The organism is Salegentibacter salarius (genome assembly GCF_900168265.1).
In the GTDB taxonomy this organism is placed as follows: domain Bacteria; phylum Bacteroidota; class Bacteroidia; order Flavobacteriales; family Flavobacteriaceae; genus Salegentibacter; species Salegentibacter salarius.
This window is the reverse complement of the sequence record NZ_FVZF01000040.1, coordinates 1-9,147: the sequence shown is the minus strand read 5'-3', so window position 1 is coordinate 9,147 and position 9,147 is coordinate 1. Positions and strand designations below refer to the sequence as shown.

The 9,147-nt window shown below is 35.8% G+C and carries 9 protein-coding genes; 5 read left to right on the top strand and 4 right to left on the bottom strand.

Translation table 11 applies throughout. The annotated features are described in order from the left end of the window. Positions 1-559: 559 nt before the first annotated feature. The 3 genes from B5440_RS15310 to B5440_RS15300 are packed head-to-tail and all read right to left on the bottom strand — an operon-like array spanning position 560 to position 4,076. On the bottom strand, positions 560-1,723 hold the full coding sequence (locus B5440_RS15310; protein WP_070054802.1) for an ABC transporter permease: 1,164 nt from the start codon (positions 1,721-1,723) through the stop codon (positions 560-562). A 4-nt stretch (positions 1,724-1,727) separates the two neighbouring features. Then, the gene (locus tag B5440_RS15305; protein WP_070054803.1) at positions 1,728-2,687 is read right to left on the bottom strand and encodes an HlyD family secretion protein; all 960 of its coding nucleotides are present in this window, start codon (positions 2,685-2,687) and stop codon (positions 1,728-1,730) included. A gap of 18 nt (positions 2,688-2,705) precedes the next feature. After that, positions 2,706-4,076, bottom strand: coding sequence for a TolC family protein (locus B5440_RS15300; RefSeq protein WP_070054804.1), 1,371 nt, complete (start codon positions 4,074-4,076; stop codon positions 2,706-2,708). Positions 4,077-4,225: 149 nt separating this feature from the next. Between B5440_RS15300 and B5440_RS15295 the strand changes: the two genes are divergently transcribed. Together B5440_RS15295 and B5440_RS15290 are read left to right on the top strand one after the other, a co-directional pair. Beyond that, positions 4,226-5,446, top strand: coding sequence for an ABC transporter permease (locus B5440_RS15295; protein WP_070054805.1), 1,221 nt, complete (start codon positions 4,226-4,228; stop codon positions 5,444-5,446). A gap of 7 nt (positions 5,447-5,453) precedes the next feature. Beyond that, entirely contained in the window at positions 5,454-6,128 is a 675-nt protein-coding gene (locus B5440_RS15290; RefSeq protein ID WP_070054806.1) for an ABC transporter ATP-binding protein, read from the top strand. Positions 6,129-6,267: 139 nt separating this feature from the next. Here the strand turns inward: B5440_RS15290 and B5440_RS15285 are convergent, their stop codons facing one another. Further along, on the bottom strand, positions 6,268-6,444 hold the full coding sequence (locus B5440_RS15285) for a histone H1 (protein WP_070054807.1): 177 nt from the start codon (positions 6,442-6,444) through the stop codon (positions 6,268-6,270). Between the two features lie 329 nt (positions 6,445-6,773). On the opposite strand from B5440_RS15285, the gene B5440_RS15280 reads away from it, so the two are divergent. From B5440_RS15280 to B5440_RS15270, 3 genes are all read left to right on the top strand, one after another. Next, entirely contained in the window at positions 6,774-7,604 is an 831-nt protein-coding gene (locus tag B5440_RS15280; RefSeq protein WP_079711175.1) for a universal stress protein, read from the top strand. Between the two features lie 15 nt (positions 7,605-7,619). Beyond that, positions 7,620-8,642, top strand: a complete 1,023-nt coding sequence (glk, locus tag B5440_RS15275; RefSeq protein WP_070054809.1) for a glucokinase — start codon at positions 7,620-7,622, stop codon at positions 8,640-8,642. Positions 8,643-8,949: 307 nt separating this feature from the next. Then, positions 8,950-9,147, top strand: a 198-nt coding sequence (locus B5440_RS15270; RefSeq protein ID WP_455567106.1) for an ISAon1 family transposase N-terminal region protein, incomplete at its 3' end; no start/stop codon positions are given.

Here is a 9,147-nt window from a genome sequence, read left to right as displayed (position 1 = left end):
TGAGTAGGTCTATATATGGATCCAATGCTTCCGCTTTTAGAAAACAAAAATCAAACTATAATTTCAATTCACACACAACTTTTGAGAATGATCCGGAATTACTTCCACTTCCTGAATTATTATCCAGATAAAAATAAACTCAACCTACTGGAGATAGATTTTTTGAAAACCACTTTAGAAAAGTCCCTAAAACAAAAAAGCCTCTTTCCGAATACACGGAAAAAAGCTTCTCATTGGTTAGCCAAAATCTTCACAACACAAGATCTTGAATGGCTAACTACACATCCCGATAAGTTCGGGACAAACAACACAACTTAACTTTACTATAAAAATCAACTCAAAGTGATTTTTACTACACGGTACATCAACCGTAAAATCTTTATTAAAAAGGTTTTCTAAAACCTTTAATTATATCTTTAAACAAAAAATACTATTTCTAATTTTTCACTCCAGAACCTGTGGTTCTAAAAGAGGGCTGGCAAATATACAACTTCTTATTTCTATTAAACAAATAAAAATTTGGGTTTTCATTTAAACTAATAATACTTATATCCTGTTTTTAAACAGCTATTCGCTTTTTACTTTTGTTGATCTTAAGCTGAAGTAGCAATAGCATCGCCACAAAGCTTACCAGTATAATAATTAAGAGCATTTTAATTTCAGGAAGTATATCTGCCATATCGCCTCCGTAATAAGCTACCTTCCTAAAAGCAGCTAAGAATTGCGTGACGGGAATAGATTGCGCAATAGCGTTTATAAATCCGGGTATAGCAAGACTTGGCCAGGTAAATCCGCTTAAAACAAATGCCGGGGTTGAGATTACCATTAAGAGTTCGGTAGCTTTTAATTGATTTGGAATTGCGATTGAAAACAACATCCCAATCCCCATAGATGCCAGGCTCAATAAGCTCACTAAAACAAGCATAGGAATATTGAAAATAGCTGCTTCAACATTAAAGAATACAAAAAGCCTACTTACTAAAAACCACATTAACGGAAGAAAAATGAGAAAAGGAGTTGCTTTTAAAACGATAAGATACCAGGATGATTTATTCTTTTTTACCACGCTTTTAAAATAGCCATCTTCAAAATCACGGGAAAACACCAATGCCATTCCCAGAAAAATCACCTGTTGCATAATAGCACCTAATAGTCCCGGTAACATAAAGCTTAAGTAGTTCCCTGTAGAATTGTAAAGTTTATTGAAATTCACCTTAAAACTCTCATAACTGGCTCTTGCATGGGATGGCGATACGCCCTGTTTTTGAAGGCTTTCGATCTCAATGCCGGCATTAAGAGTCATCAATACCTGCTGAATATTCTTACTAGCGGTATTGGCATTAAGAATATTGGCCATATTGAGATCTACCCTTACTTCAGGATATCTTTTCTGAAGTATATCTCCCTCAAATCCTGAAGGCAAGGTTACTACCGCTGCATACTGCTCTACCGGCATTTCCTCCAGGATATCCCCGGGAGCATACCTGCGATCTTTTACCAGCAGTGCCTCATTATCTTCAAAAGCATCAATAATGGTATTAGATAGTGGGCTGTTATCCTGGTCTACTATTACAATGGGTAGATCTACCACTTTTGCCTGCTGATACACATACCCAAACAAGATCCCATAAAGCACCGGCGCCCCAAAAAAGATCGCACACAGTACGGAATTTGAGAAAATTCGTTTGAATTCTATTTTTAAAAGTTCGAAAAATTCTTTCATACTCTTAGTTCTTTAAAAGAATTGTAGCATTGGTATAAAAACTACTTCCAGAAATATCTGAAGTTGGGATCACCTTAAGTTCATAAACAGATTCTGAAAGATCATATAGCGGCGCTGTACTTGTGATATCAGCATATTGAGGTAGCTGTTTTATGCCTACTATTTTTCCTTTAAATCCTTCTTCGGTATAAGGGTTTACCAGGCTTAGTTCATCTCCTTTCTTAAAATCGTAAATCCTGGATTCATTTATAGTAAACCTGAAATAGAGACTGTTCTTTTTATACCCGTTAATTAAGGTATAACCGGGGCTTAACAGCTCTCCCTTTACCAAACTAATGGTTTCAATACTCATGTTGGCAGGAGCAATAAGGTACATTTCATCTGACGCTGTCAAAACTTCTTCCCTGGCTCCCCGTGATCTATCTAATTGCCCTTGCGCCTGATCTATTTGTTCTGTTCTGGCTCTATTTCCCGCCTCCTGGCGTTTAGCCCGCACTACACTTACCTGGGCATTGGCCATCTCTAACTTCATCTTTACCTTATCAAGTTGCTGGCGACTTATCAAGGAATCTTTATACATATTATGGAGCCTTTCATAAGATTCCCGTGCAAATTCCTGTTCGGCTTTAGCAGCATTCAACTTTCCTTCTATCTGGATTAGTTGTTCCTCTGTTGCTCCTACATTAGCCATATTTAGTTGCCCTTTGGCAGCTTTCAAAGCTCCTTCTGCCTGCAGCATCTTTGCGTTAATTTCCGGAATATCAAGAAATGCCAGGGTATCTCCTTTGCTTACCTCATCTCCTTCAGTTACGAATAATTTATTAACGCGTCCCGCGAGCTTACTGCTCACAGAAATAGTTTCAAATTTTACTTTTCCTCTTACCGGGGAAATTTCTTCCTGATTATTACAAGATCCGAGGCTTAGTAAAACAAGCAGTATAAAACCAATTTTAATGTTTTTCATATCTTTTTTATAATGTATTTAGTAATTAAGTATTCCTTTTGCGTGCATAAGTGAAGTGCCAGCTTTGCTTTGATCGAAATAAGATTCCTGGAGTTTAAAGTTTGCACTTTCCAGGTCTCTTAAACCATCCAGCACTTCGCTTATAGAAGCCAGGTCATTTCTATGCTGTTTTTTCAGCATTTCAAAAGTGGCTTCTGCCAGTTCTATTTCTTTTTGTGCAATTCTTGTATTTTGAAGAGCAGCTTCATAAGACATTTCTGCTTTCACAATGCTTAAGGAAATCATCTCTTCAGCTTCTTTAATTTTTTCCTGATATTTTTGCGCCTCCAGTTGAGATTTTCGGCTTTTTAATTTGCTTTTTCCGCCATCAAAAACATTCCATTTAATTCCAACCCCAACATACCACTGCGGGTCAAGTAACGAGAGATCATCTTCAAGAAACTCGTAATGTCCCTTTAATGCCAGCTTCGGAATAAAGTTGCTTTTTTCCATTTTAGATTTGTAGATCGCGGCTTTTTCTGCCTCTTCAAGAGCCAGTACTTCTGCTCTTTTTTCTGCCGAATTTCCGGTGAAAGTAATAGCATTAAGTTGAGGAGAAAGCGAACGCAAAATCTCTCGATTTTCACCGGTGATCTGGTGTAGAACCTCAATAAGCAAACGTTTATTTTGCCTGAATTCAAGCTGCTTTGCCTCCAGTTGTTGCTGAGCCAACTCAATCTTTTTACGACTTATAGGAGTGGCAAGACCATTTTCTTTTGCTTTCTTCACAAAGCGCTCCTGATCTTTTAGATGATCTTCTGAAGCAGCCAGTACCTCTTGAGAGGCGTTTACCAAAGCCAGTTTATCATAGGTTTCAATAAGATTGAGGACTATTTTGTCTTTTTCAGCCTCACCTACAAAATTTAGAGATGCTTCTTTATGTTTCGCGGCTTTAAGAGCATTTGTGGCCTCAAACCCGCTAAAGAGCACCCAGTCCAGGTCTACCGAAGATTTCAAAATATTCTTATCCTGAAGATTACTGGCCGGCTGTAATGGAATATTCTCCGGAAAATCGGCATTAAAAGGAAGCCCTGCAGCTTCTTTAATAAGTAGTTTCTGGGTAGACATCAATAAATTTTGAGTGTCCTCATCAAAAGTTATATCATCATTAAGCCTGGTATAACTTCCGTTTAAAGTAATTTCCGGAAGAAATACTGCTTTGGCTTGTTTTTGATCTATCCTCGCTTGTTCGCCTTCTAATTGATTAACATTTAATCCGTGATTCTTTTCAAGAGCTTTTTGAATAAGAATTTCCAGGGCCGGGTCTATCTCCTGGGAAAGAGAGGTAGCCGGAATAAGGCCTGCAAGCAAAAAGTAAAGTAGTTTTGTTTTTAGTGAGCTTATGTTCATTGCACCAATATTTTTATTAGTGCAAATTTCCTTACTAAAAGAGAGGTGTCCTTTGACCTATGTCAAATAGTGAAACTCAGGATTTTTTTGAAGCGTCTGCGCGCCGAATTCGGCTAAGGGTTTCCTGCGTCATGCCGAGGTAAGAAGCAATTGAACCTAGAGAAACCCTGCTTGAGACTGCTTCAATTGGAGTAACTTTTGGGATCGCGGCTTATATTACCCTGGTAAGTTTTATGACAGGCCTTAATACCATACTTGACGATCTTATACTTAACCAGGTGCCGCACATTCATCTCTGCAACGAAATAAAACCTAGCGAAAAGCAGGCAATTTCGCTTTACAAAGATTTTGAAGATGCTGTTCCCATAATACATTCTATAAAGCCCAAACAAAATCAGAAAAAGATCCATAATGCACTTCCAATTTTAAACGATCTAGAGAAAAATAAAAAAGTACAGGGAGCAACACCACAGCTTCAAACCCAGATTTTCTACCTCTCCGGGAATATAGAACTTGGAGGAAATTTAGTGGGAGTAGATATTATTAAAGAATCAAAACTTTCCAATATTCAGGATTATATTATTGAGGGTAGCATTCTGGATTTAAAAAATACCGAAAACGGTATTTTACTCGGCGCAGGAGTAGTGGAAAAAATGTCACTTTCGGTAGGAAGAAAAGTAATTGTGAGTACAGCAAAAGGTGATAAATTTCCTTTAAAGGTGGTTGGAATATACCAAAGCGGAATAGCAGATATTGATAATATACAGAGTTATACAAATTTAAAAACAGTACAAAGGATTTTAGGGGAGGCCGAAAACTATATTACCGATATCAATATAATGCTTTATGATATTTCAGATACTCCGGCTCTGGTGGGAGTTTTGGAAAAGAAATACAATGTATCTGCTGTTGATATAAACCAAATGAATGCTCAGTTTGAAACGGGTTCCAACATTCGTAACCTTATCACCTATGCCGTTTCTATAACGCTCTTAATAGTTGCGGGTTTTGGTATCTACAATATTCAAAACATGCTTATTTATGAAAAGATGAATGATATAGCGATACTTAAAGCTATTGGTTTTTCCGGATCAGATGTACAATGGATCTTTTTGAGTCAGGCAACATTTATTGGTGTTTCAGGAGGAATTCTAGGTCTTATTGTGGGTTTGGGCTTATCGCGTCTTATTGACACCATTCCCTTTAAAACTGAAGCTTTGCCTACCATTACCACATATCCTATAGTTTATAATCCAACTGATTATCTTATAGGCTTAGTTTTTGCGCTCTTATGCACTTTTATTGCGGCATATTTTCCTTCTAAAAAGGCGCGGGGTATAGATCCGGTTCAAATAATAAGAGGTAATTAACAGAACTATGAGCTACATTCTGGAAACAAAAAATATCAATAAATTTTTCGGTAAAGAAAAACCCTTTCATCTTCTTAAAGACATTTATATTGGAGTTCAAAAAGGAGAATTCACCAGTATTATGGGAAAGTCGGGTTCCGGAAAATCTACTCTTTTATACATTCTTTCTACTATGGATACAGATTATACCGGCGAACTTTATCTTCAGAATGAATTAGTAACGGGTAAATCTCAGAAACAATTATCTTATATAAGAAACAAAAAAATAGGCTTTATATTTCAGTTTCACTATCTCCTTCCGGAATTTAGTGTATTGGAAAATGTAATGCTTCCGGCAAAAAAATTAGCGATGAAATCGGCCGAACAAATTGAAGAAGACGCTATAGATTTACTTAAGAAACTTCATCTTGGCCACCTTGTTTCTAAAAAAGCATCAAAAATCTCGGGAGGAGAAAAGCAAAGAGTTACCGTAGCCCGCGCCCTAATCAATGAACCTATGTTGTTAATTGGAGATGAACCTACCGGTAACCTAGATAGTTTTAATTCAGAAAATTTATTTCAACTTTTAAAAAACCTAAAAGAAGAAAAAGGCCTTTCCCTACTTATGGTAACGCACGACGAAGATCTCGCCAAAAGAACAGACAGGACCATTTACCTGGAAGACGGTCGAATAATCAAATAACCTATAATTTACAGATATTGTGACCACTTTAGATAAGGCCTAAAATAGCTGAATTCTGGCTCACAATAATCAGCTCATTTTTTAATATTTACAGGGAGGTAATAGTAAAAAAGGCTGCCTTATCAGACAGCCTTTTTCTTTACTTCTTAGATTCAGCAACTGAAACTTTTCTAAACTCTTTTAAAAGTTTTTCCAACTCTAAAGAAGATTTTCTTGCTCTGGTCCCGGCGCTCTTATTGCCAGTTTCTAATTGAGCGTTAGCCTCTGTTTGGAAATTTTCAAATGTAGCTTGAATGTTTTCAACTAGTTCTTTCATTATGGTAGTTTTAAATTTGAAATGCTAAAATAGCAGAATAATGTACGGTCCCCTAAATTTTCAAATTTTTCTTATAAATATTCTTAAGTAAAATTTGATATCTATTGTCTTCTATTACGGGAGCTTAATCCTATGTAACCCTTTTGCGGTATTTCTATGAAAGATTTCAGTATGTCTAGAAAGTTATACTAAGATGAGTACCGTTTTTCTCGCATCGATAAAATCATAAAGTTTCCAGAACCGAAGAATAAAACAATAAAACTCTAACAATCAATATATAGCTGACCAATATCATTCTTTTTCATGGGAATAAGCGCTTATTTTAAGGTATAAATTTTAATATCATAAAGAAGATTGTTTATGCAACAAATTGTACAGAACATTCTAGTACAGCTTTGAAATATACCTACGCTATCAGGAAGATCTTTGATGCTGATTTGATTGTTTTACACGTAGTGACTAGCTCTCAGAAATTATCGAAAAAAGAAACTACAAATCTTCTTCTCGAGGAAAAAAATCGGTTGAGAGATTTTTGTAGTTCGCAATTGGGAGATAGTTTAAAAAATTTTGATCTTACAATCTCAGTGGTTACCGGGGAATCTCCTATAAAAGGAATACTGGATTTCGTAAAAGACATGAATTTACAGATGCTGGTTATAGGCGCCTGTGGAGCAGGACCTATTAGAGAACTCCTTTTTGGAAGCTTAGCCAAGGAAATGATCACCCACCCAGAATTTCCTATTCTTACTATTCCACAGGCTTATGAATACAAAACTCCTAAAAGGATTTTGTACACCACAGATTTTGAAGAAGAAGATATTTTTTACTTAAAAAAACTGGTGGAAACTTTTTCTACGCATATCTCAAAGATAAGTGTGGTTCACATTATTAAAAAAGACGATAAACCGGAAAAAATAAAAGAGCAAGAGGAAAAGTTTGAAAAGTTAAAATTGGCTAATTTCGATTCTTCCAAACTGGAATACGAACTTATTTATTCTAATAATGTGGTAGACGCTTTATCTAATTTTATTAAAGAAGAAGATATAGACATTGTGGCGATGCTTGAAAGAAAAAACCAACAGAAAAGTAATTTGCTGCACAAAGACGTGGTAAAACAAATATATTCTTCTGTAAAAGTTCCCCTGTTAATTTTTAAATAAAAACATTTTGCCCCTGTGAATCTTAGAAAAGATACTAAAACTGAATTTTTATCAGGTTACATTCTGGCCGGCGATATTGGTGGAACTAATGCACGTTTCGCTTTATTTGAATTAGTAAATGAGGAATTAAAACTTTTTAAAGAAAAATCTTATAAAACAAAAGAGCATCATTCTTTTTTGAAAGTACTCAAAGACTTTTGCGGAGCTGATTTAACGAAAATCGAAAGTATTTGCCTTGGAGTAGCAGGACCGGTTTCGATGGGTAAAGCTCAATTAACTAATTCTCCCTGGCTAATTGATAGAACCGAAATTATTAAAGAAACCAATATCCAGCAGGTATGGATACTAAACGATATGGAAGCCCACGCGTATGCTTTAAAAAATTTGAAATCTAGCGATTACTATGAAATTAAAAAAGGTACAGCTTCAAGCGGAAATGCAGGCTTAATTTCTCCGGGTACAGGCCTGGGCGAAGCAGGAATTTTGTGGGACGAAAAACATTTTATTCCTTTTGCCTCAGAAGGAGGACATTGTGATTTTAGCCCAAGAACAGAATTAGATAGCACTTTGTGGCACTATTTAAATAAAAAGTTTGGACACGTAAGCTGGGAAAGAATCGTTTCAGGTCCGGGGATTTATAATTTATATTTATTCCTGCTCGAATATAGGAATATTGAAGAACCAGAGTGGTTTTCGACCCAAATTAAAAAAACAGACCCCACTCTTGTTATAAGTAATGGTGCTAAAGATTCTAAATACCCCGTTTGTAAAGAAACTATCGATCTATTCATAAGATTCCTGGCAATAGAATCTGCACAACTGGCTTTAAAATTTAAAGCGACAAAAGGCATTTATATAGGAGGTGGTATTCTTCCTAAGAATCTTGAACTTTTAGATAACCAATTGTTCAAAAAGCACTTTGTTAATTCAAATAAAATGAACCCGCTTCTTGAGCAAATTCCGGTTAAAGTAATTTTGAATGAAAAAACAGCTTTAACTGGTGCGGCTTTATTCAGCATCTCTAAGCTGAAAAGATAACGAATTCAATATTTTATCTGGTTTAAAATACCAACCAATAAAAAAGCTGTATTCCCGGTTATATTTTCCCAATAGCTCCCAGCACATAGTGTAACGAATCTGTTATTAGCGACATTTAAAATTTTCCCCATCCATAAAGCATCATTTCATAATTTAGTCTATTGAAATAGCTATTAGGGAAAAGAGCTTTTCGACTTACTAATCTGCAATCTTTCGTTCAAAACAAATCACTAAGAAGGGATCATTCTCAAAAGTTGTGTGTGAATTGAAATTATAGTTTGATTTTTGTTTTCTAAAAGCGGAAGCATTGGATCCATATATAGACCTACTCAAGATATTATTACCAGAATTATTAATCACCCATTTTGATCTTACCGGTCATCAAACAGAAGGAGATATATTACACCTGTATTTTGAAGAGAAGCCGGAGATTCCTAAAGAGTTCTCCTCTCAGCTGGTCATAGCCCACGGATTCCATAAAGAAATAACAATTCAGGATTTTCCT

Bases quoted from the DNA above. Each gene is read 5' to 3' on its own strand.
- B5440_RS15310 (WP_070054802.1), bottom strand. From the start codon at position 1,723: ATGAAAGAATTTTTCGAACTTTTAAAAATAGAATTCAAACGAATTTTC.
- B5440_RS15305 (WP_070054803.1), bottom strand. From the start codon at position 2,687: ATGAAAAACATTAAAATTGGTTTTATACTGCTTGTTTTACTAAGCCTC.
- B5440_RS15300 (WP_070054804.1), bottom strand. From the start codon at position 4,076: ATGAACATAAGCTCACTAAAAACAAAACTACTTTACTTTTTGCTTGCA.
- B5440_RS15290 (WP_070054806.1), top strand. From the start codon at position 5,454: ATGAGCTACATTCTGGAAACAAAAAATATCAATAAATTTTTCGGTAAA.
- B5440_RS15285 (WP_070054807.1), bottom strand. From the start codon at position 6,444: ATGAAAGAACTAGTTGAAAACATTCAAGCTACATTTGAAAATTTCCAA.